Source organism: Flavicella sp. IMCC45668, from assembly GCF_057219105.1.
This window is the reverse complement of record NZ_CM170114.1, coordinates 3,345,264-3,366,545: the sequence shown is the minus strand read 5'-3', so window position 1 is coordinate 3,366,545 and position 21,282 is coordinate 3,345,264. Positions and strand designations below refer to the sequence as shown.

At 33.5% G+C, this 21,282-nt stretch carries 23 protein-coding genes and 2 tRNA genes; 10 read left to right on the top strand and 15 right to left on the bottom strand.

The window, feature by feature from the left end; genetic code table 11:
* Positions 1-2: 2 nt before the first annotated feature.
* The 8 genes from AC2DZ0_RS13670 to pdxA form a co-directional block, all read right to left on the bottom strand.
* Positions 3-728 (bottom strand): MotA/TolQ/ExbB proton channel family protein, encoded by a 726-nt coding sequence (locus AC2DZ0_RS13670; RefSeq protein WP_300322523.1) that lies wholly within the window; start codon positions 726-728, stop codon positions 3-5.
* A gap of 64 nt (positions 729-792) precedes the next feature.
* Positions 793-879 (bottom strand) — tRNA-Ser (locus tag AC2DZ0_RS13665).
* A 252-nt stretch (positions 880-1,131) separates the two neighbouring features.
* On the bottom strand, positions 1,132-2,472 hold the full coding sequence (gene accC / locus AC2DZ0_RS13660; RefSeq protein WP_484490612.1) for an acetyl-CoA carboxylase biotin carboxylase subunit: 1,341 nt from the start codon (positions 2,470-2,472) through the stop codon (positions 1,132-1,134).
* Positions 2,473-2,542: 70 nt separating this feature from the next.
* Positions 2,543-3,034, bottom strand: coding sequence for an acetyl-CoA carboxylase biotin carboxyl carrier protein (gene accB / locus AC2DZ0_RS13655; protein ID WP_484490611.1), 492 nt, complete (start codon positions 3,032-3,034; stop codon positions 2,543-2,545).
* Between the two features lie 33 nt (positions 3,035-3,067).
* On the bottom strand, positions 3,068-4,066 hold the full coding sequence (locus AC2DZ0_RS13650) for a beta-ketoacyl-ACP synthase III (protein ID WP_484490610.1): 999 nt from the start codon (positions 4,064-4,066) through the stop codon (positions 3,068-3,070).
* Between the two features lie 179 nt (positions 4,067-4,245).
* A complete protein-coding gene (gene rpmF, locus AC2DZ0_RS13645; protein WP_300322531.1) occupies positions 4,246-4,440 on the bottom strand; it encodes a 50S ribosomal protein L32 in 195 nt (64 codons plus the stop codon).
* A complete protein-coding gene (locus AC2DZ0_RS13640; RefSeq protein WP_484642415.1) occupies positions 4,412-4,984 on the bottom strand; it encodes a YceD family protein in 573 nt (190 codons plus the stop codon). The genes rpmF and AC2DZ0_RS13640 overlap by 29 nt, the downstream gene beginning before the upstream one ends.
* A gap of 75 nt (positions 4,985-5,059) precedes the next feature.
* Positions 5,060-6,103: a 4-hydroxythreonine-4-phosphate dehydrogenase PdxA gene (pdxA, locus tag AC2DZ0_RS13635; protein WP_484490608.1), complete on the bottom strand. Its 1,044-nt coding sequence runs from the start codon at positions 6,101-6,103 to the stop codon at positions 5,060-5,062.
* 62 nt (positions 6,104-6,165) lie between these two features.
* Here pdxA and AC2DZ0_RS13630 point away from each other — a divergent pair, with 62 nt between their 5' ends.
* Positions 6,166-6,750 (top strand): riboflavin synthase, encoded by a 585-nt coding sequence (locus AC2DZ0_RS13630; protein ID WP_484642413.1) that lies wholly within the window; start codon positions 6,166-6,168, stop codon positions 6,748-6,750.
* Positions 6,751-6,814: 64 nt separating this feature from the next.
* On the top strand, positions 6,815-7,588 hold the full coding sequence (locus AC2DZ0_RS13625; RefSeq protein ID WP_484642411.1) for a hypothetical protein: 774 nt from the start codon (positions 6,815-6,817) through the stop codon (positions 7,586-7,588).
* A gap of 459 nt (positions 7,589-8,047) precedes the next feature.
* On the opposite strand, the gene AC2DZ0_RS13620 is transcribed toward AC2DZ0_RS13625, so the two are convergent.
* Positions 8,048-8,121: transfer RNA gene (locus AC2DZ0_RS13620), tRNA-Ile, on the bottom strand.
* 76 nt (positions 8,122-8,197) lie between these two features.
* A complete protein-coding gene (locus AC2DZ0_RS13615) occupies positions 8,198-9,172 on the bottom strand; it encodes a polyprenyl synthetase family protein (protein ID WP_484492504.1) in 975 nt (324 codons plus the stop codon).
* A 151-nt stretch (positions 9,173-9,323) separates the two neighbouring features.
* Here AC2DZ0_RS13615 and AC2DZ0_RS13610 point away from each other — a divergent pair, with 151 nt between their 5' ends.
* The 5 genes from AC2DZ0_RS13610 to AC2DZ0_RS13590 all read left to right on the top strand — a co-directional run bounded on the left by AC2DZ0_RS13610 (position 9,324) and on the right by AC2DZ0_RS13590 (position 16,533).
* Positions 9,324-9,926, top strand: coding sequence for a TetR/AcrR family transcriptional regulator (locus AC2DZ0_RS13610; protein ID WP_484490605.1), 603 nt, complete (start codon positions 9,324-9,326; stop codon positions 9,924-9,926).
* A 2-nt stretch (positions 9,927-9,928) separates the two neighbouring features.
* Positions 9,929-11,266, top strand: coding sequence for a TolC family protein (locus AC2DZ0_RS13605; protein ID WP_484490604.1), 1,338 nt, complete (start codon positions 9,929-9,931; stop codon positions 11,264-11,266).
* 18 nt (positions 11,267-11,284) lie between these two features.
* The gene (locus tag AC2DZ0_RS13600) at positions 11,285-12,472 is read left to right on the top strand and encodes an efflux RND transporter periplasmic adaptor subunit (protein ID WP_484490603.1); all 1,188 of its coding nucleotides are present in this window, start codon (positions 11,285-11,287) and stop codon (positions 12,470-12,472) included.
* Positions 12,473-12,500: 28 nt separating this feature from the next.
* Positions 12,501-15,971, top strand: a complete 3,471-nt coding sequence (locus AC2DZ0_RS13595) for an efflux RND transporter permease subunit (protein ID WP_484642410.1) — start codon at positions 12,501-12,503, stop codon at positions 15,969-15,971.
* An 88-nt stretch (positions 15,972-16,059) separates the two neighbouring features.
* A complete protein-coding gene (locus tag AC2DZ0_RS13590) occupies positions 16,060-16,533 on the top strand; it encodes a regulatory protein RecX (protein WP_484642408.1) in 474 nt (157 codons plus the stop codon).
* Here the strand turns inward: AC2DZ0_RS13590 and AC2DZ0_RS13585 are convergent.
* Complete coding sequence (locus AC2DZ0_RS13585; RefSeq protein ID WP_484642407.1) at positions 16,499-17,050, bottom strand: hypothetical protein; 552 nt, start codon at positions 17,048-17,050, stop codon at positions 16,499-16,501. The genes AC2DZ0_RS13590 and AC2DZ0_RS13585 overlap by 35 nt on opposite strands.
* Positions 17,051-17,239: 189 nt before the next feature.
* On the opposite strand from AC2DZ0_RS13585, the gene AC2DZ0_RS13580 reads away from it, so the two are divergent.
* The gene (locus AC2DZ0_RS13580; RefSeq protein ID WP_484490599.1) at positions 17,240-17,530 is read left to right on the top strand and encodes a hypothetical protein; all 291 of its coding nucleotides are present in this window, start codon (positions 17,240-17,242) and stop codon (positions 17,528-17,530) included.
* 33 nt (positions 17,531-17,563) lie between these two features.
* Entirely contained in the window at positions 17,564-18,046 is a 483-nt protein-coding gene (locus AC2DZ0_RS13575; RefSeq protein ID WP_484642405.1) for an ABC transporter ATPase, read from the top strand.
* Between the two features lies 1 nt (position 18,047).
* Here the strand turns inward: AC2DZ0_RS13575 and truB are convergent, their stop codons facing one another.
* Genes truB through AC2DZ0_RS13555 form a run of 4 tightly spaced genes read right to left on the bottom strand, consistent with a single transcriptional unit; the run spans position 18,048 to position 20,703 of the window.
* Positions 18,048-18,740, bottom strand: a complete 693-nt coding sequence (truB, locus tag AC2DZ0_RS13570; RefSeq protein WP_484642403.1) for a tRNA pseudouridine(55) synthase TruB — start codon at positions 18,738-18,740, stop codon at positions 18,048-18,050.
* Positions 18,740-19,537 (bottom strand): undecaprenyl-diphosphate phosphatase, encoded by a 798-nt coding sequence (locus tag AC2DZ0_RS13565; protein WP_484642401.1) that lies wholly within the window; start codon positions 19,535-19,537, stop codon positions 18,740-18,742. The genes truB and AC2DZ0_RS13565 overlap by 1 nt, the downstream gene beginning before the upstream one ends.
* A 20-nt stretch (positions 19,538-19,557) precedes the next feature.
* The gene (locus AC2DZ0_RS13560) at positions 19,558-19,797 is read right to left on the bottom strand and encodes a DUF3098 domain-containing protein (RefSeq protein ID WP_484490595.1); all 240 of its coding nucleotides are present in this window, start codon (positions 19,795-19,797) and stop codon (positions 19,558-19,560) included.
* A 27-nt stretch (positions 19,798-19,824) separates the two neighbouring features.
* Positions 19,825-20,703 carry a cell division protein FtsX gene (locus AC2DZ0_RS13555; RefSeq protein ID WP_484642399.1) on the bottom strand — a complete coding sequence of 293 codons (879 nt, stop codon included), beginning with the start codon at positions 20,701-20,703 and terminating at the stop codon, positions 19,825-19,827.
* Between the two features lie 183 nt (positions 20,704-20,886).
* Between AC2DZ0_RS13555 and rbfA the strand changes: the two genes are divergently transcribed.
* Complete coding sequence (gene rbfA / locus AC2DZ0_RS13550; RefSeq protein WP_484490593.1) at positions 20,887-21,282, top strand: 30S ribosome-binding factor RbfA; 396 nt, start codon at positions 20,887-20,889, stop codon at positions 21,280-21,282.

The window sequence follows — 21,282 nt, the reverse complement described above, 5'->3', positions numbered from 1 at the left end:
TCTTATTTTTTATGTTTTACCAATAGGTCAATTAATGAGATAGAAGCATCTTCCATATCATTTACGATACCATCTACTTTAGAGATAATATAGTTGTAAAAAACTTGAAGAATAATCGCTACTACAAGACCAAATACAGTTGTTAATAAGGCTACTTTAATACCTCCCGCTACTACTGTTGGAGAAATATCCCCTGCTGCTTGAATCGAGTCAAAGGCTCCAATCATCCCGATTACAGTTCCCATAAACCCAAGCATTGGTGCCAAAGCGATAAATAAAGATAACCAAGAGATATTTTTCTCTAATAATCCCATTTGAACTCCTCCGTAACCTACAACTGCTTTTTCGGCAGCTTCAATTCCTTCGTCAGCTCTATCTAATCCTTGGTAAAAGATTGAAGCAACAGGTCCTTTTGTATTTCTACAAACTTCTTTTGCTGCATCCACTCCACCAGAAGCCAAAGCTTCATCTACTCCAGCAACTAATTTCTTAGTGTTTGTTGTAGCCATATTTAAATAAATAATTCTTTCAATTGCAATTGCTAAACCTAAAATTAAAGCTACCAAAACAATTCCCATAAAAAATGGACCACCTTCTATAAAACGTTGTTTTAATACTTGGTGAAAAGTTTCTGATTCTACAGATTCCGCTGCTTGTGCAAACGTGCTTTGAGTTGCTCCAAAAAACAAGGCACCTGTAATTGTAAGGATTGTAAATACTTTTTTCATTGTGATAAAATTAATTTATTAATATAATTAAGGTTTTAAATTAGTTAAATCTTAAAAAACACTGCGGAGAGAAAGGGATTCGAACCCCCGTTACAATTTCTTGTAAACACGCTTTCCAAGCGTGCGCCTTAAGCCACTCGGCCACCTCTCCGTTGATATGCCTTCTAAGGTTCAGCAAGTAACAAAAAAATGTTGAATCTGTAAAAAAAATAATGTGTTTATTTAACTTATTTATGTGTTTTTCTATCGTTTTCACAGATTCACAACATTTTTGCTACCTCATTTTTACTGTTAAAACTCTTTTCTTAAACTTTATTTAACATCTGAGGCAACAACTACCTTGCCAAAAAAAAAGAGGATGTATAATTACATCCTCTTTAAATATTTAAATAACCGTTCGTTATTATTTTTCCATTTCAAAATCTTCCATGAATTTTGTAGTATAGTTTCCTGCTACATAATCCGGATGATCCATCAATTGTCTATGGAAAGGAATTGTTGTTTTCACACCTTCCACAATAAACTCATCTAAAGCACGTTTCATTTTATTGATCGCTTCTTCTCTAGTTTGCGCCGTTGTTATCAACTTTGCTACCATAGAATCATAATTAGGTGGAATTGTATATCCAGCATATACATGCGTATCCAATCTTACCCCATGTCCTCCTGGAGCATGGAAAGTTGTAATTTTCCCTGGAGCTGGCATAAATCCTTTATGTGGATTCTCTGCATTGATACGACACTCAATAGAGTGCATTTTTGGCAAATAGTTTTTACCAGAAATTGGCACACCTGAAGCAACTAGAATCTGTTCACGAATTAAATCGTAGTTCACAACCTCCTCTGTAATTGGGTGTTCTACTTGGATACGAGTATTCATTTCCATAAAGTAAAAGTTTCTGTCTTTATCCACTAAGAATTCAACAGTACCAGCACCTTCATACTTAATATATTCCGCAGCTTTTACAGCAGCTTCTCCCATTCTCTCTCTCAATTCATCAGTCATGAAAGGAGAAGGTGTTTCTTCCGTTAATTTTTGGTGACGTCTTTGAACAGAACAATCTCTTTCAGATAAATGACATGCTTTCCCAAAAGAATCTCCGACAATTTGAATTTCAATATGACGAGGTTCTTGGATTAATTTCTCCATATACATATCGTCATTTCCAAAAGCTGCTTTCGACTCATATCTAGCAGAATCCCATGCATCTTCTAAATCTTCTTCTTTCCAAACAGCACGCATTCCTTTACCTCCACCACCAGCAGAAGCTTTTAACATCACTGGGTAACCCGCTTCTTCTGCCAATTTTTTACATTCAGCAAAATCTTCAATTACTCCTTCACTTCCTGGAACACATGGTACTCCTGCTGCAATCATGGTAGATTTAGCATTTGCTTTATCTCCCATTCTGTCAATCATTTCAGCACTCGCTCCAATAAATTTAATACCGTGCTCTTCACAAAGCGCAGAAAATTTTGAATTCTCAGATAAGAATCCATATCCTGGATGTATTGCATCCGCATTAGTAATTTCTGCAGCTGCTAAAATATTTGACATTTTTAAATAAGAATCTGTACTAGCCGCTGGCCCAATACAAACTGCCTCATCTGCAAACTTTACATGCAAACTTTCTTCATCCGCTTGAGAATAAACAGCAACTGTTTTAATTCCCATCTCTTTACATGTTCTGATAACACGTAAAGCAATCTCACCTCTATTGGCTATTAATATTTTTTTAAACATAATAATATTGTTTAGTCTTAATTATAGTTTCAACAACTACAAAGAATCGTTTTTAATTATGCTCTAAAAATTATGATGGATCAACTAAGAATAAAGGTTGTCCAAATTCTACTGGAGAAGAATCTTCCACTAAAATTTTCACAATTTTACCAGATACCTCTGATTCAATTTCGTTAAATAATTTCATTGCTTCAATTACACAAACAACAGAATCAGCAGATACTGAATCTCCAATTTCAACAAAGTTTGATTTGTCTGGAGATGGCTTTCTGTAGAATGTTCCAATGATTGGAGAAGTAATTGTTACTAATTTAGAATCCTCTTCTTCAGCTGCTGCTGCAGGAGCTGCAGGTGCTGCTGGAGCCACTGGCTCAGCCTGAGGAACAACTTGTGATACAACTGGCATTTGAGCAGGAGACACAGCAGACTGTAAAATTGTAGTTTCTGTTTTACCAGATCCTGTTTTTACAGTAATTTTGATGTCTTCCATTTCTAATTTCACTTCGCTTGCACCAGATTTGGCAACAAACTTTATCAAATTTTGAATGTCTTTTAATTCCATAATATATTTTAGTTATATAAGTAGTATTTAATTCTATTTTGAGTTATAAGCCCATTTTAAATAAACGGCTCCCCACGTAAATCCTCCACCAAAAGCGGCGAATATAATGTTATCTCCTTTTTTTAATTGATCTTCAAAATCTGCTAATAATAAGGGTAATGTAGCAGAAGTTGTATTTCCGTAATTCTGGATATTTTGCAACACCTTACTTTTATCCAAATTTATTCTTCTTGCAGTAGCCTCAATAATTCTTTGATTTGCTTGATGTGGCGCTAACCAATCAACATCATCATTTGTTAAATTATTACGCTTCAAAATTTTCTCACTCGCATCAGCCATGTTAGAAACCGCATATTTAAATACTGTTTTCCCTTCTTGTTTGATAAAGTGTTGACGATTATCTAATGTTTCCTGTGAAGTTGGCTTTAAAGAACCACCCGCTTCAATTCTCAAGAACTCACGTCCAACTGCGTCTCCTCTTAGGTACTCATCTTGGAAACCTAATCCATCTTCATTTGGTTCAAATAATGCTGCACCAGCACCATCACCAAAAATAATACATGTAGTTCTATCAGTATAGTCAACAATTGAAGACATTTTATCCGCTCCAATTACCAATACTTTTTTATATCTACCTGATTCAATATAAGCAGATGCTGTTGACATCGCGTACAAGAAACTTGAACAAGCAGCTTGTAAGTCGTACCCAAAAGCATTTGTTGCTCCAATTTCAGAGGCAACATAAACTGCTGTTGAAGCCACATTCATATCTGGCGTTGCAGTACCAATAATAACCATATCAATCTCTGAAGGATCAATACCTCTTTTAGCAATTAAGTCTTCAGCGGCTTTGATTGCCAAATAAGACGTTCCTTTATCAGCATCTTTAAGGATTCTTCTTTCCTTAATTCCTGTTCTCGTAAAAATCCACTCATCGTTCGTTTCTACTAAAGATTCTAACTCTTTATTGGTAAGAGTATAGTCAGGAACATACTTTCCTACTGCTGTAATTGCTGCAGTTATTTTACCCATAATAATAATTTTTAAAGACTTTTTCGAGAATAATTTTTACGAAAAAAAATCGATGTCCAAAGTAATGAAATTTATTTCACATATAAATGAAAAAAAAACCAATAATTGCCTTTTTTCACCCTAAAACACCAAAAAACCCTCCATTCAAGAGGGTTTTTCATTATATTTCTATCAAATCCTTAAGCTTCTACTACAGGAGAATCAATTACAATTTGTCCTTTGTAATATAATTTTCCTTCATGCCAGTGAGCTCTGTGGTATAAGTGAGCTTCTCCTGTTGTTGGATCAACTGCTACTTGTGGAGCTACTGCTTTGTAGTGAGTTCTTCTTTTGTCTCTTCTTTGTTTAGATATTTTTCTCTTTGGATGTGCCATTACGCTGTGTTTTATCTATTAATAAATCTTTTAACTTCCCCCATCTAGGATCTGTTGTATCTTCGTTATTTGTTGTACTCTTATTTCCTTTTAGCTCTTCTAATCTTTCAAATGCATCTGACTCCATAGAGCCATCAATTACTTTTGGATGCAACCTTTTTGCTGGCGCAGACAAAACAATCATTTCAAAAATATAATGCGCTACATTAATGCGGTGTTCAGTATAAGGCAAATAAACAATCTCCTCATTTCCATCATCATAATCCTCTCCAAACTTTACGATCAAAGACAAATCACCGGTGACATCCATATCAAAAGGCTCTCCTGTAACGTCACAAGGAACATTCACAAAACCTTTAAAAGAAAAGTCTAACTCCAACATTGTAGCCTTTTTCACAAAAGACAACTCCACATTTATATTTGTTTCATCAAAATCATCGAACTGAAACGCATCAAAGAACTTGTTATCAATATGATATTCAAAATTATGCTTTGCTTCCTTTAAACCTATAAAAGAAATTTCAAAATCTCTCAACTCTTTCATAATGAACATCAATTTGAGCGTGCAAAGATATAAAATTTCATTTTATTATAAACAAAAGAAATTAAAATTTCCACATTAATATTTTTTTCGAACTTTTAAACTATCCTTTGTTAAGGTTTTATAGCCTTTTCTTGTTTTTACAATTTTCAATCCAGTAAAGAGCGCTTCTTTAAACGAAGAAGCATCTGCCTTATTCTGACCCGCTATTTCAAAAGCAGTTCCATGATCAGGAGAGGTTCTAACTTCACTCAATCCCGCGGTAAAATTAACACCATTTCCAAATGCTAATGTTTTAAACGCCACCAACCCTTGATCATGGTACATGGCTAACACACCATCGAACCCTTTATAATTACCAGACCCAAAAAAACCATCCGCTGCATAAGGTCCGTACACTAATTTTCCAGTTTCTTGAATTTCTTTTAAGGTAGGTCTCACCAATTCTTCATCCTCATTACCAATAACACCATTATCACCACAATGCGGATTCAAACCTAGTACCGCTATTTTAGGCTTATCAATTCCAAAATCTTTTACAAGGGTACTATACATAGTTTCTACTTTCGATAAAATCAAATCCTTGGTTATCGTTTCTGAAACTTTTGCTACCGGAACATGTCCTGTTATCAATCCCATTCTCAAAGAATCCGTCATCAAAATCATCAAACTATCACCTTCTAATTTATCCTCCAAAAACTCAGTATGTCCTGCAAACTTAAACTCATCAGACTGAATATTATCTTTACTGATAGGTGCAGTCACTAACAAATCTACTTTCCCCTCCTTCAAAGCTTGTGTTGCCGCATCTAAAGATTTTAATGCAAACGCCCCCGATTCTTTCGTTGGATTCCCAAGATCTATTCGCACCTCTTCGGTAGTAACAGGAATCAAATTTACCTTCCCATCAACTACTGCATCCAAAGATTGAATCCCTTGTACTGGAACTTCTAACTTCAGTTTGTTTTTATGAAAAGTAATCACTTTAGAAGATGCAAATAAAACAGGTGTACAAAAATCCATCATGCGCTTATCTGCAAAAGTTTTCAATACAACCTCAATACCAATACCATTGATATCACCTACTGAAATTCCAACCTTTATTTTTTGCTCTTTCTCCATTCAACTACTTTATTATTCTTATTTTTGAGGAATCAAAAGTAATCATTTAAATTGACAATTTTATGTTCACAGGTATTATAGAAAAACAAGGCTTAGTAAAAGAAATCATCAAAGAAAACGACAATTTACATATCACAATTTCTTCTGAATTCACCTCTGAACTAAAAATAGATCAAAGTGTTGCTCATAACGGAGTATGCTTAACTGTTGTTGCCATTGACAACGACAAATACACTGTAACTGCGATTAAAGAAACCTTAGAAAAAACAAATTTAAACAGCTTAAAAGTAAACGACTCCGTAAACTTAGAGAGAGCAATGAAACTTGGAGATCGATTAGACGGACATATAGTACAAGGACATGTAGATCAAACAGCTACCTGTACCGCGATAACAAATGAAAACGGAAGTTGGGGTTTTACTTTTTCTTATGACCCTAATAAAAACAATGTTACTATTGAAAAAGGATCTATTACTATCAACGGAACAAGTTTAACAGTAGTAAATTCTAAAAAAAATGAATTCAGTGTTGCTATCATACCCTACACATACGAACACACAAACTTTAATCGTTTTGAAACAGGAACGGAAGTAAATTTAGAATTTGACGTAATTGGCAAATATGTTGCCCGCTTAATGAATAAATAATTCTTATTTTTAGGATATATTTATTTTTGCATTGCGATTGAAAAAAAACACATCCCTTATTGTTTTGAGTTTACTTGTTTGGAATGCAGTTTTCTCACAGGCAACTTCTAAGTTTTACACAAACTCTAACACCAAATGGCTTTTAGAAATTCCATTGTGGGTGCCAGGGTTTAGAGGACAGTTGTCATATGGCGATATTTACCTTAACTCAGCAACACCAAAAGACAAAAAAGAACTAGAGCGAATAGAAAAAGACCCTGGACTAGAATTTTATTTTGTTGGAAGAGCCTCTTATAAACACAAAAAACTTTGGATTCAAGCAGATGCCTTTTCAGGGTCGGTTGGCAATACTTTTACCTTTACCCCGCCAAGAAGCGAATTAGAAAAAGAATTAATCTATCTTTCCGCTCAAGGCACCATGCCAAGATTGATTTTTGGTTACTCTGCATGGTCAAAAAACTTCAACAACCATACGAGTATAGAGATTGTACCCTATACAGGACTTCGTTATATTTACATTCAGTTTGAATCAGAAATCACCCAAACATCAGAGCAAATAAATTTAGTAAGCCAATGGCTTGAGCCACTTATTGGAATATCCGTTCCATTTAACTTCAAAAGATTCAGAATAGAAATTCAAGGTGATTGGGGAGGAAATTCCAACAAAAACTCTACGATGATCAATAGTTATGTCAAATATCGAATTTCAAAACTAGTAGACACAAAACTGGGATGGACCTCTATTTATTCGCACCACAAAGCAATTGTTCAAGAAGAACTACTTGATTTTGACATCAACCTCCAAGGCCCAACTATTGGTGTAGGCTTCCATTTTTAAACTATTAACTCACAATACCTGAAAAGCACTAAAACAGTTTACCTAAAAAAAACTACACTTCACCCACAGACTCCTCCAGCTCACCTTATTCTTTGGTTTAAAAAAAGTATCTCTTTATATCTTTAAGTATGAAACGTAATTAAGATTACAAAAAAGATACCGATAACCTTTAAAACAAAAGATTATGTATACCGACAGCACTTACTTACTAAATGAAGTAAAAACACTTCCTTCAAAAACTATTATTACAAAACAATTATTCTACAGCTTACTAAGAAAAGCAAGAGCTAGAAAACAAAAACATAAACTGATTTTATCAGCGCCCCTAATTTAACACCTCGACTCATTTGAGTTGATTTTTTTCATAGCAATCAAAAAGCTACTTCTAATGGAAGTGGCTTTTTATTTATTTTACAAAAAAAGCCTTTCAATAAATTGAAAGGCTTTGTGTTTTAGAAGTGGTCCCACTAGGGCTCGAACCTAGGACCACCTGATTATGAGTCAGGTGCTCTAACCAACTGAGCTATGAGACCTAAAACGTCTGCAAAAATAACATTATTTTACAATTCCGACTACTTTTCTGAAGAAAATAATCAAAAAAATATCCTATTAAACCGTACGTGTCATTAAATTCTGACCGAACTGTTTTAACACAAGGCTATTAGCTTCTGAAATAGAAATCTCATCCAAAACGTCAAATGCTTTTTTAGTATAACTTTCAATAGCAGCTCTGGTCATTCTATCACTACCTATCAAATTAAACAACTCTTTTACACGGCGTACTTTCTCTGTATTATCATCTAATAATTGATCATACCACTGTGCTAATTCTTCTTTTAAATCTGGTGTTGCATGTTTCAGAGCTTCGATATACAAAAAGGTTTTTTTATTCTCCATAATATCACCCCCCACTTGCTTACCAAAGGTGGCCGCATCTCCATAAGCATCTAAATAATCATCCTGCAATTGAAAAGCAATTCCTAAATTCAAGCCAAATTCATATATTTTTTTTGAATCCTCAGCAGTCGCACCAGCAATGATAGCTCCCATTTCAAGAGCGGCTGCAACTAAAACTGATGTTTTCAAGCCAATCATTTTAATATACTCCTCTGCAGTTACATCATTTCGAGTCTCAAAGTCCATATCATATTGCTGACCTTCACAAACCTCCAATGCTGTTTTGTTAAACAACTGCATAAGTTGTTTAAAAGTTCCTCCATCGTAAGTTTCCAACAATTGATTCGCTAAAATCAACATGGCATCCCCGGAAAGTATCGCTGTATTCACATCCCACTTTTTATGCACTGTAGCCTTTCCTCTTCTCAAAGGGGCGGCATCCATAATATCATCATGTAATAATGTAAAGTTATGAAACACCTCAACAGCCAAGGCTGCATCTAAACTATTCTTATAATTTCCACCAAAAGCTGTTGTTCCCATTAAAACCAAAATTGGCCGCAACCTTTTTCCTCCTAAATCCAAAATATATTCAATTGGATTATAAAGGTTTTGAGGTTCTACAACATTAATCTTCTCTTGTAAATGTGCTAAAAAATCTTCTTTGTATTGTTCTAATTTCAAAATATTGAATTTTGTGTAAAAATAAACAATGCCAGCTTATCACAATTACATTTTTTCAAAAAAACATAAAATGATATTTATCACAAAAAACTATGGAAACTTTTTTGGTTTCTAAAGTTTCCTTACTACATTTGCCAAGTCAAATAAAATGAAGATGAAGGAAAAAATATTAGAATCAGCAACTGAAATGTTTTTAACCTACGGGTTTAAAAGCGTTACCATGGACGATATTGCTGAAAAAATGAGTATTTCTAAAAAAACGATTTACACACACTTTAGCAACAAAACAAAATTGGTAGAAGAAACAACCTTTGGCATGTTTGAATGTATCTCTACTGGAATAGATGTGATTTGTGAATCTAATTTCAACCCGATTGAAGAGCTATTTCAAATAAAAAAGTTTGTTTTAGACAATCTAAAAGATGAAAAATCATCTCCTTTATTTCAACTCCAGAAATACTATCCAAAACTTCACGAAAACCTCTCAAAAAAACAATTCGACTATATGAAAGGCTGTGTAGCAGAAAATCTTTTAAGAGGTGTAGAAGGCGGGTACTTTAGAGAAGAAATGGACATACAATTTATTACACGTGTTTATTTTAAAGGAATGATGGGTATCAAAGACGTTGATACATTTCCAACCGAATTATTTAATATGAATTATTTATTAGAAAAATATTTAGAATACCACGTGCGTGGAATTGCAACAGAAAAAGGAATATTAACATTAGAAAAAGTACAAAATCAATACAATTAGAAATGAAAAAATTAAACATCCTTTATTTATTTTTGGCAAGTACCTTTATAGGGTTTGCACAAGAGACTATTGAGGAGGAACAAAAAACCTCATTCAACCTAAACGAAGCGATATCCTATGCTAAAATTCATAATAGGAATATTCAAAATGCTGTCGCAGGTATCCAAGCTGCCGAAGAGCAAAAGTGGGAAGCAATTTCCATCGGTCTTCCTCAGTTAAGCGGTAAAATTGACTACACAGCAAACATAAAGAAACCTATTGAAGGTGACCCTAACAATCCAGCGGATCCGGTTAATTTCTTTTTCCCGGCAAACAATTTAACGCCTAGCTTAACCGTAACTCAATTAATATTTGATGGATCTTATATAGTAGGTTTACAAGCTTCTAAAGTCTTTTTGGACATCTCTAAAAACTACAAAGAAAAAACAGACAATGAAATTGAACAAATTGTTGTTAATGCATATATGACTGCCTTATTGACGGATGAAAGTATTTTAATCTTAGAAAAAAACATCAAAAACATTGAGGACAATCTAAAAGAAGCAACAGCCGTTGTTGCGAATGGACTTGCTGAAGAAGAAAGTGTAGAGCAATTGCAATTGACATTGACAAACCTTCAAAATTCAATGAGAAACTATGAGGTACTTGCTGAAGTTTCTAACGGATATGTAAAATTACTTTTGGGAATTGATTCTGAAATCTCAATCACCTTAAGTGACAATCTAGAAAATTTAATCAGTGAATACGTTACCCTTGAATCTGAATTTCAACAAAACTCTATTTTCAATAATATAGATTACAAAATAGCAGTAAACGATACAGAAAGCAAAGAGTTATTATACAAATTAGAAAAGGCAAAATACTTGCCTTCTATATCTGCATTTTTAAATACAAATGCACAGGGCCTAAATGAAGAATTTGGAGGCTTGTTTGATAGCGAGCAATCATGGTTGACTTCTACATCAGCAGGTGTTTCTTTATCCATTCCTATTTTCACTTCGTTCAATATTAGATCTCAAAAAAGAAGAGCAAAAATCAATTGGGAAATTTCAGAAAACACTTTAAAAGATACAGAACAGCAACTTAAGCTAGACTTAAAAAAAGTAAAAAGTGAATACATTTTAGCAGCTGAAACTTACGAAAACAGAAAACAAAACTTAAAATTAGCTGAAAAAATAGAGCGCAAAAACTCTGTTAAATTCCGTGAAGGTATGGCTAGTAGTATCGACTTAAGAACCGTACAAGTTCAGTTGTATGACAGTCAACAACAATACATCGAATCTATTATAGATGTAATCAACAAAAAAGTAGAATTGAAAAACTTATTAAACATAAAATAATTTCTTAAAAATTTAATCATGAAATATATTTACGCATTTATTGCCAGCACAATCATCCTAACTTCTTGTGCTGAGAAAGCAGAAATCTCTGTGGAAGATGTTATCAAGTCGGAAGACCTTTCATTAATGAGAGAAAAGAAAAAAGAAATTGAAACTACTCAAAAAGAAATTAATATTCAATTGGAAGCCTTAGTATCTGCAATTTCGGTTTATGACACTATGAAGAGATTGCCTTTGGTAACCACTTTTACTAGTACAGCAACCGTTTTCAATCATCATGTAGAACTTCAAGGAAACGTAACTACTAAGAAAAATGTATTAGTTTACCCTGAGGTACCAGGGATTATCAAGGACATTCGCGTGAAAGAAGGACAACGTGTTTCTAAAGGAACTCTTCTAGCAGTCTTAAGTGACGGAGGTATTGCGGATCAATTGGCACAATTAGAAACCCAAACAAAATTGGCTAAAACCACCTATGAAAGACAACAAAAATTGTGGGAACAACAAATTGGTTCTGAAATAGAATACTTAAAAGCAGAGACTAATTATTATGCTAATATCAATGCTATTAAACAATTGAAATCACAATATGCTAAAACAAGAATTGTTGCTCCTTTTTCTGGTATTATAGATGATATATTCAAAGAAGAAGGTATGGTAATTGCACCAGGTCAAGGATCAGAATTATTGCGTATCGTAAACTTAGATGATATGTATATCGATGCCGAAGTTCCAGAAGGTTATATCACTTCTGTATCCAAAGGAAAACATGTAGAAGTATATTTTCCAATATTAAACAAAACGGTAGAAGCTGAAGTAAGACACGCTGCAAGTTATGTTAACCCAAGCAATCGTACATTTAAAGTTGAAGTAAAGGTACCAAACCCAAAACACGATATTAAGCCTAACTTAACTGCAAAGCTTAAAATCAATGACTATAAAAATGAGGCTGCTATTTTAATTCCTCAGAGCATCATTTCAGAAAATGCGAATGGCGATCAATACATCTATATTATTGCGAATAAAAAAGCAAACGGAGAAGCGGTTGTAAAACGTAAAATTATTGAAACTGGAAAAACTCAGGGAGACATTATTGAAGTTACAACTTCATTCCCAAATGGTTTGGAAATAATAAACGAAGGTGCTAGAAGTGTTACAGATGGTCAGTCTGTAAAAATTTTAAGCAACGAACCTTTGAAATTATAATCTATAAATCAACTTAAAAACACCTAAAATGACTGAGAAAAAAGTTGACAAAGAATTTGGTCTGTCCTCCTGGGCAATCAACAATAAAACTACCATATATGTAGTAATGGTAATGATATTCTTTTTAGGATCATCTGCCTACTTCAATATGCCACGTGAAAGTTTTCCTGAAATCAAAGAAACTAAAATTTATATTAGTTCACTTTACCCAGGAAACACAGCGGAAGATATAGAAAAACTAATTACAACTCCTCTAGAAGATAAATTAAAAACAGTCTCTAATCTAGTTGAAATTACTTCTAACTCACAAGAAGATTACTCCATGATTATTGTTGAGTTTGACGAAAACATTTCTGTTGATCAAGCGAAGCAAAAGGTAAAAGACGAAATTGACGGTGAAACTGCTAGTGAAGACTGGCCGACCTTCAATGGCGCAAAGGTGGAGCCTATTGCCTTTGACCTGAGTATGTCTGAAGAGATCCCAATCTTGAATATCAATATTTCTGGAGATTATCCAATCTACAAATTAAAAGAGTTTGGAGAGTATTTAGAAGACGAAATTGAAGACTTGGATGAAATCAAACAAGTTGATATCCGTGGAGCACAAGAAAAAGAGGTAGAAATAGCTGTTGACATTTATAAAATGATGGCAGCAAAAGTTAGCTTCAATGATATTGTTCAAGCGATTAACAACGGAAACGCGACTATGTCTGCGGGTAATTTTATTACAAGTGGACAAAGACGTACCATTAGAATTATTGGAGAAATTACAGATCCTGAAGAATTAGGGAATTTTGTTGTCAAAAACGAACGAAACAACCCTATCTACCTAAAAAATGTAGCGGAAATTGCTTTTCAAGACAAGGATAAAACTACCTATGCCAGAGAATACGGTGAAAAAGTAGTAATGCTTGATGTAAAAAAGAGAGCAGGAAAAAACATGGTTGCAGCTGCGGACCAGGTTAGAGATATTGTGGAAAACGCAAAAAACGACTTTTTCCCTTCAGATTTAAAGGTAACTATTTCTAATGATCAATCTTCTAAAACGATTGGACAAGTAGATGATTTGGTAAATAATATCATTTTCGGTATCATTCTGGTAGTTACAGTTCTAATGTTTTTCTTAGGATTTAAAAATGCCTTATTTGTAGGATTCGCTATTCCAATGTCTATGTTTATGTCATTGATGATCCTTGAAATGTTAGGATACACTATGAATACCATGATTCTTTTTGGATTGATTATGGGTCTCGGAATGTTGGTTGACAACGGTATTGTTGTTGTTGAAAACGTATATCGTTTGATGGACGAAGAGGGAATGACCAGAAAAGAGGCTGCAAAAAAAGGAATTAGTGAAATTGCCTATCCAATTATTATCTCTACAGCAACCACTGTGGCTGCCTTTATCCCGCTTGGGTTATGGCCGGGATTGATGGGTCAATTTATGATTTACTTCCCAATTACACTATCTGTGGTATTAGGTTCATCTTTATTTGTTGCCATCTTCTTTAACTCTGTATTAGTGTCTCAATTTATGAGTGTTGAGGACAAAGAGATGCCTTTGAAAAGAATGATTACAATTTCTTCTATTTTAGTCGTAATTGGATTCATCATCTTTTTAACTGGAGGAAGCTATGCCGCTTTAGGTACCTTAATGATCTTTACAGCCATAATGTTATGGTTCTATAGACTAGTACTAAGAAAAGTTGCGAATTGGTTCCAAGATAAAGTACTTACTCGTCTAGAAAACTTTTATGAAAAACAATTAAAATACGCCTTGACAGGTTGGAGACGTACAGTATATACTATCGGAACTTTTGTGCTTTTAATTATTGCATTTATTTCCTTCGGTGCATCTGTTGCAACCCAAAGGACAAAAATCGAATTTTTCCCAGACAACAAACCGAATCAAATTATTGTTTACATCGAATATCCTCAAGGGACAGATATTGAAAAAACCAATGCCATTACAAAACAAATCGAAAACCGCGTTTTTGAAGTATTGAATGATGATGAATACACGGACGGTGATTACAATTTCTTAGTAGAAAGTACCGTTTCTCAAGTAGGTGAAGGAGCTGGAAACCCTCAAACAGATGGTGGTTCTGCTGCAGAGATGCCGCACAAAGGTAAAATTACCGCCTCTATGCGAGAATACAAATTTAGAAGAGGAAAAGATAGCGAAATCTTAAGACAACGAGTACAAACCGCCTTAGTAGGTATTTATCCAGGTGTATTGATTTCTGTTGAAAAAGATGTAAACGGACCTCCAGCAGGATCTCCAATCAATATTGAAATTGAAGGAAAAGACTATGCTGAATTGATTGAAACAGCTGAAAGAATGCGTGACTTTATCAATACAAGAAGTATTGCTGGTATTGACGAATTGAAAATTGATGTAAATAGAGACAAGCCAGGTATGCAAGTAGTTGTAGATCGTAAAAAAGCAGGTGAACTTGGTGTAAGCGCAGGACAAGTTGGACAACAATTACGTAACGCAATTTTTGGAAGTAAAGCTGGAGTTTATAAAGAAGATGGTGAAGATTATGACATCTATGTACGTTTCAACAAAGCAGATAGATACAATAAAAGTGCCTTATTCAATCAAAAGATTACTTTTAGAGACATGGCAACTGGACAAATAAAGGAAATTCCTGTATCTGCTGTTGCTAAACAAAAAAACAACTCAGGGTTTAGTGCCATTAAACACAAAGACCAGAAAAGAGTCGTTACAGTATACTCTGCTTTATCTCCCGGATACACTGATGCCGGTGCGATCGTAACAAAAATTCAAGAAGAAATGACAAACTTCAAAGGATTACCAAAAGGAATCTCAGTGGATTATACAGGACAAATTGAAGAGCAAAATAAACAAATGGCATTCTTGATGGGAGCATTTTTCACTGGTCTTGGATTGATTTTCTTAATTTTGATTCTACAATTCAATTCAATTTCAAAACCTGCAATTATCATGATTGCAATTTTCTTAAGTTTGATTGGCGTGTTTGGTGGTATCGTAATCACAGGAAGTTCTTTTGTTATTATGATGACAATGATGGGAATTATTTCACTCGCAGGTATTGTTGTAAATAACGGGGTTGTATTACTCGATTATGCACAATTACTTATTGATCGTAAAAAAATGGAACTTGGTATTGCAGATGAGGATTATCTAAATTCTGAAGACCTTTTCAATAGTATCGTATCTGCTGGTAAATCACGTTTACGTCCGGTTTTACTAACCGCAATTACAACTATACTAGGTTTGATTCCTTTAGCGATTGGATTGAACATCAACTTCTTTACATTCTTTAGTGAATTTGATGCACACATCTACTTTGGTGGAGACAATGTAATTTTCTGGGGACCTTTAGCATGGACCGTAATTTACGGATTGATTATTGCTACTTTCCTTACATTAATTATTGTGCCTATATTATTCTTATTGGTTACAAAATTAAAAATGTGGATCCACAGTAAAAGATCAGTAACCGCATAAACATAACACAAATTAAATTTAAAAAACGACTGTATATTCTACAGTCGTTTTTTTTTGAATTTATATATTTAAACTACTTTTGACAATCATGAAAGCGATCAAAACCTACACACCCGAGCAAGCCAAAAGAGCCCTAGAACACTATTGTGTATATCAAGATCGTTGTCATAAGGAGGTTGAAGAAAAACTTTCGAAAATGCGATTGATTCCTGAAATTATCGAACAGGTAATTACGCACCTCATCTCTGAGAATTTTTTAAACGAAACACGTTTTGCCCAAAGCTTTGCGAGAGGAAAATTTAGAATTAAAAAATGGGGTAAAAACAGAATTATTAGAGAATTAAAATTCCGAAATATCACTGACTACAATATCAAAATTGCTTTAAAAGAAATAGAGCAAACAGAGTACATTGAAACCCTAGACAATCTTATCCTAAAAAAAATAAAAACCTCAAAAGAAAACGACCCTTTTAAAAGGAAGAAAAAAATAATTGATTTTTTACTAAGACAAGGTTTTGAATCACAACTTATTTACGAAATGCTGGCTTATCATCTCGATTAACTTTTGACTTACGAGGTTTTTTAGGAATTCTATAAGGAGCTACAGCATCTTCATTAAAATCAAATATTGATTCATCAAAATCAACATTTTCATCAAAACTTTTCTGTAAATACACTGAATTAATTTTTAAATTAATTGAGTTAAAGACCAATACTATTTTTTCTACTTGTTCTTTTACTTCCGAAGGCTGTATCGAGCTAATTTCTGACATATCCTGCAAACGCAAAGCCTCTGAATAAAACACATTCAAACGAGCAAACATACCTTTATTATTTAGCTCCTTGATTCTTAAAGAATCATTCATTGTTTTTGACAGATCTGTTAACTCCTTAGACATTTCTAATGCCAAAGCCGGAGATATAGTCGTAAAGTTTTTCCTTAGAAACTTTGACAAGGTAGTATACTCATCCCACCCCTTTACTTTTTCATTTGTTTTAGGTTGTAACACTTCATCAAAACTAAAAGTAGTAGTCTCATTGAACAAAGCCAAACTCTCTGCAGGAATTTCTTCAACCACTTTTTTTTCATCCTGATTTTTTTTACAAGAAATAAAAATCACACAAAAAACTAAAAATAAATACCTCAAAACAATAAAATACGATGATTAACAATACAAATGTATGATAAAACTTCCGTCCTATACAATAAATCTATATATTGTTCGTTATTAACAAATGTTAACCATCTAAACGACTAAACTTTTGACATGATACCTTTTATTTTTCTTAGCATACTTGCTTTTTCATTCTTTTACTCAATTCAGACAAGAAAAAAATTTAAATCAGCAGCCTATAATATTTCTTCGCATTCAACCGAGACTTTAACAGAATATTACTTGGTAGTAGAAATGAAACATGGTCAATTTCTTGATGCGAGAAAATTACCAAAATTCTTTCAACTTTTCGTTCCGAGTAAAATATCTCCGTTATTGAACCACACTTATACGGATCTTGAATCTGCTGAAAAATCGCTAAAAGAAGTTAAGCTAAACAGTTAAAAAGAAATATCTTTGTGGTTAAATTACAATAAAATGATATCTGACTACAACGGTTTACCTGATCACTCAAAAGTATGGATTTTCCCATCCCAAAAAAAAATCTATGCAAATGAAATTGAAGCGATTGAAAAAAAGATAACTGACTTCATTTTAGAATGGGAAGAAAAAAACCAAGGACTAGAGGCTGCATTCACAATTAAATACAATCGGTTTATTATCTTATTTGCCGATACAGAAACTACGATTTCTACAGAAACAACCAACCAACTTATTTCATTTATTATTCAGTTACAATCAGAACTAGAAACTGAGTTAATGGATAAAATGAATGCCTGTTTCAAACAAGGACAATACGTCCAGTACAAAGACCTTAAGGACTTTAAAAAACTAATTAAAGACAAAGGAGTAAACAAAAAAACTATCGTTTTTGACAACACGATTTCTACCAAACTAGAGTTTGATGAATATTGGGAAATACCTGCTTCAGAAAGCTGGTACGGAAACATGTTTAAATAATCTAGGCTTGTAATTCCTTAATATAAGTATCAAGTTCAAAAGACTCCTCTACAGAAAAATCACCGATTTTAGTTCTACGAAGTGCACTTAAATGAGCTCCTGAATCTAATGCCAAACCAAAATCATAAGCAAGAGAACGTATATACGTTCCTTTACTACACACTACTCTAAAGGCTACTTTAGGAAAGTCAATTTTTGTAATTTCAAATTCAGAAATCGTAACTTTTCGAGACTTCACTTCCACTTCTTCTCCTGCCCTAGCCAATTCATATAAACGCTTACCATCCTTCTTTAATGCTGAAAAAATAGGTGGTTTCTGATCTATTTCTCCAATAAACTTTTCCGTCATTTTATGAATCAGTGCTTCGGTTATATGTCCTGTGGGAAATACTTCATTAACCTCTGATTCTAAATCATAACTAGGAGTTGTAGCTCCTAACGTGATTTCACCGGTGTATTCTTTTATCTGCGCCTGAAATTGATCAATTTTTTTAGTGAACTTTCCAGTACATAAAATCAACAAACCTGTCGCTAGAGGATCCAAAGTACCCGCATGACCTACTTTGATTTTCTTGATATTAAAACGCTGACGAATTTCCCAACGTACTTTATTGACAACCTGAAAAGACGTCCAAGTTAACGGTTTATCAATCAATACTACTTTTCCTTCTTTGAATTCCTCTTCGGTAAACATTATAAATTAGTTAAAGAATAAACAATAGCTATGACACCCACAACAGCACAATAAATTGAGAAATAATATAATTTACTTTTCTTTACTAATGCCATCATCCATTTACAAGCTAACAAACCTGCAATAAAAGCGGCTATAAAACCAATGAACATTGGAAATACCTCTGCAGAATTCACAACCAAATCCCCTCCAAGCACATCTTTAGCTATCTTCCCAACTATCAGTGGCACCACCATTAAAAATGAAAACCTAGCAGCTTGAGTTCTATCTATTTTCAATAACACTGAAGTAGAAATTGTTGCTCCCGATCTAGAAATACCCGGTAACATCGCAATAGCCTGCGCTATACCGATAATCAAGGCAGATTTATAACTCGTTTCTACATCCGTTGTTTTAGCTTTATCTGCCAAAACAAGCAACAAAGAAGTTATTAACAACATAGCTCCTACGAGCAAAATTTGACCACTAAAAAAATACTCCAACTGCTCTTCAAACAACAAACCAATGATAACCGCAGGCACCATTGAAATCACAATTTTCAAACAAAATTTCGTTTCATCATTCCAAGAAAACTGAAACAACCCTTTTAATATACGAGCTACTTCTTTTCTAAAAATTAACAAAGTACTCAACGCAGTTGCAAAATGCAAAACTACCGTAAAAGTTAAACTCTCCTTCGGAACAGCATCGTCTCCTAAAATAAATTTTGCCAATTCTAAATGCCCACTTGATGACACTGGTAAAAACTCAGTCAACCCTTGTATAATTCCAAGAATTATAGCTTCAATTATTCCCATTCTATATGTACTTGAAAAAATTATTTATTAGGATTTGCCAATATAGCATACACCTCAATTGCAAAACCAATCAACACCAAAGTAGGTGCTAAACGAATTCTTCTAAAATTATAAATTGCCTCATTAAAAACTTCAGGATCATCACTACCTCCGCCTGCCATTAGAATAAATCCTAAAGCCACAACAGCCAATCCGATGAGCATCCATTTATAATTCTTTTTACCAAATAAAAATTCTTCTTTTGATTTCAATTCTTTCATATGAATTTTATATCAACCAGCATCTCTTTAAGAGTAAAGCTGATCCGTTTTTAAATTTAAAAATCGTTGCGTTGCAAAAAACGTACTCATCCAAGTCACCAAAATCCCCATTAACAAGACTCCTGAAAAAACAATGGCCAAATCTTTTTTATCTCCCAATAAATTCAACTGAGGAATTGCACTTCCAACGTAATATAATAAAGAAGCTAAACCAATACTTGCTAGTATTGCTCCCATAATTCCTAACTTGATACTTTTCCAAATAAAAGGCAAACGAATAAATCTTTTCGTAGCTCCTACCATTTGCATAGTCTTAATGGTAAATCGTTTAGAATAAACAGACAAACGAATTGAACTATTAATTAGCACAACAGCAATTAGCGTAAAAAACCCTGCAATTACTAGAATCCAAAAACTTATTTTTTGAATATTCTGCGTTAACATTTCTATCAAAGGGGCATCATACAAGACTTCAGAAACAAAAGCATTTTCGGTCAATTCCGCTTCAATTAATTTCATTTTTTCCGGAGTGATAAAATCTGGATTTAAATGAATATCTATCGAATTTTTTAATGGATTACTTCCTAAGAAAGTTAGAAAATCTTCACCTATTTCTTCACTAAATTGCTTCGCTGCTGTTTCTTTAGAAACAAATAAAATAGACTTCGTATATTCCTTTTTCTTAAGTGTTTTTTCTAAATTTTTAGCTTGATCTTTATCAACACTATTTTTCAAAAACAATGTCACAGCAACCTGCTCTTTAAAATGGTTTGCTATTTTGGATGATTTCAACACCACAACCCCTAATACTCCAAGAACAAACAATACCAAAGCTATACTAAGGATCACTGAAAAATAAGAAGATCTTAAACGTCGTTTTTGATAACGATCAAAGGAGTTAGACATAATTAAATTTTTAAAGTTGGCAAGTTACTAAATTAGATTGTAAGTGAGAAAAGTTAAACAGAAGAAACAGAATTAGATTTGTAACAAAAAGTTAAAATATAACCCACAAAAATCACATTCCAAAAAACACAGTTTCACCAGAAAACTATGAACCATTATAAATAATTACCTTAAATTTGCAGCATGGAGGAAACAAATAGACAGAAAAAAATTGGTGGTGTAATCCAAAAGGATTTAGTAGATGTTTTACAATCAGCTGCGCAAGACGGTATGAGAGGGGTAATAATCTCTGTTACAAAAGTAAGTGTTACCACTGACCTTAGTCAAGCCAAAGTTTTTTTAAGCATTTTTCCTTCTGAAAAGAGAGACGAATTAGTATCTGGAATTCAATCGAACAGTAAAACTATTCGTCATGAATTAGCCAAAAGAACAAAAAATCAATTACGTAGAGTTCCTAACCTTACATTTTATGGTGATGACTCTTTAGATTATATCGAAACTATTGATGCTTCTTTGCGTGGAGAGGATATTAATCCAATTCAAAACCCAGAAGTTTTACCAAAAAGGAAAAAGTCGTAA

Excerpts from the sequence above, each read along its gene's own strand:
- AC2DZ0_RS13555 (WP_484642399.1), bottom strand. The coding sequence starts at position 20,703 with ATGTCTAACTCCTTTGATCGTTATCAAAAACGACGTTTAAGATCTTCT.
- AC2DZ0_RS13595 (WP_484642410.1), top strand. The coding sequence starts at position 12,501 with ATGACTGAGAAAAAAGTTGACAAAGAATTTGGTCTGTCCTCCTGGGCA.
- AC2DZ0_RS13600 (WP_484490603.1), top strand. The coding sequence starts at position 11,285 with ATGAAATATATTTACGCATTTATTGCCAGCACAATCATCCTAACTTCT.
- rpmF (WP_300322531.1), bottom strand. The coding sequence starts at position 4,440 with ATGGCACATCCAAAGAGAAAAATATCTAAACAAAGAAGAGACAAAAGA.
- AC2DZ0_RS13560 (WP_484490595.1), bottom strand. The coding sequence starts at position 19,797 with ATGAAAGAATTGAAATCAAAAGAAGAATTTTTATTTGGTAAAAAGAAT.
- rbfA (WP_484490593.1), top strand. The coding sequence starts at position 20,887 with ATGGAGGAAACAAATAGACAGAAAAAAATTGGTGGTGTAATCCAAAAG.
- pdxA (WP_484490608.1), bottom strand. The coding sequence starts at position 6,103 with ATGGAGAAAGAGCAAAAAATAAAGGTTGGAATTTCAGTAGGTGATATC.
- truB (WP_484642403.1), bottom strand. The coding sequence starts at position 18,740 with ATGTTTACCGAAGAGGAATTCAAAGAAGGAAAAGTAGTATTGATTGAT.
- AC2DZ0_RS13640 (WP_484642415.1), bottom strand. The coding sequence starts at position 4,984 with ATGAAAGAGTTGAGAGATTTTGAAATTTCTTTTATAGGTTTAAAGGAA.
- accC (WP_484490612.1), bottom strand. The coding sequence starts at position 2,472 with ATGTTTAAAAAAATATTAATAGCCAATAGAGGTGAGATTGCTTTACGT.
- AC2DZ0_RS13575 (WP_484642405.1), top strand. The coding sequence starts at position 17,564 with ATGATATCTGACTACAACGGTTTACCTGATCACTCAAAAGTATGGATT.
- AC2DZ0_RS13670 (WP_300322523.1), bottom strand. The coding sequence starts at position 728 with ATGAAAAAAGTATTTACAATCCTTACAATTACAGGTGCCTTGTTTTTT.
- AC2DZ0_RS13610 (WP_484490605.1), top strand. The coding sequence starts at position 9,324 with ATGAAGGAAAAAATATTAGAATCAGCAACTGAAATGTTTTTAACCTAC.
- AC2DZ0_RS13605 (WP_484490604.1), top strand. The coding sequence starts at position 9,929 with ATGAAAAAATTAAACATCCTTTATTTATTTTTGGCAAGTACCTTTATA.
- AC2DZ0_RS13630 (WP_484642413.1), top strand. The coding sequence starts at position 6,166 with ATGTTCACAGGTATTATAGAAAAACAAGGCTTAGTAAAAGAAATCATC.
- AC2DZ0_RS13590 (WP_484642408.1), top strand. The coding sequence starts at position 16,060 with ATGAAAGCGATCAAAACCTACACACCCGAGCAAGCCAAAAGAGCCCTA.
- accB (WP_484490611.1), bottom strand. The coding sequence starts at position 3,034 with ATGGAATTAAAAGACATTCAAAATTTGATAAAGTTTGTTGCCAAATCT.
- AC2DZ0_RS13650 (WP_484490610.1), bottom strand. The coding sequence starts at position 4,066 with ATGGGTAAAATAACTGCAGCAATTACAGCAGTAGGAAAGTATGTTCCT.
- AC2DZ0_RS13580 (WP_484490599.1), top strand. The coding sequence starts at position 17,240 with ATGATACCTTTTATTTTTCTTAGCATACTTGCTTTTTCATTCTTTTAC.
- AC2DZ0_RS13565 (WP_484642401.1), bottom strand. The coding sequence starts at position 19,537 with ATGGGAATAATTGAAGCTATAATTCTTGGAATTATACAAGGGTTGACT.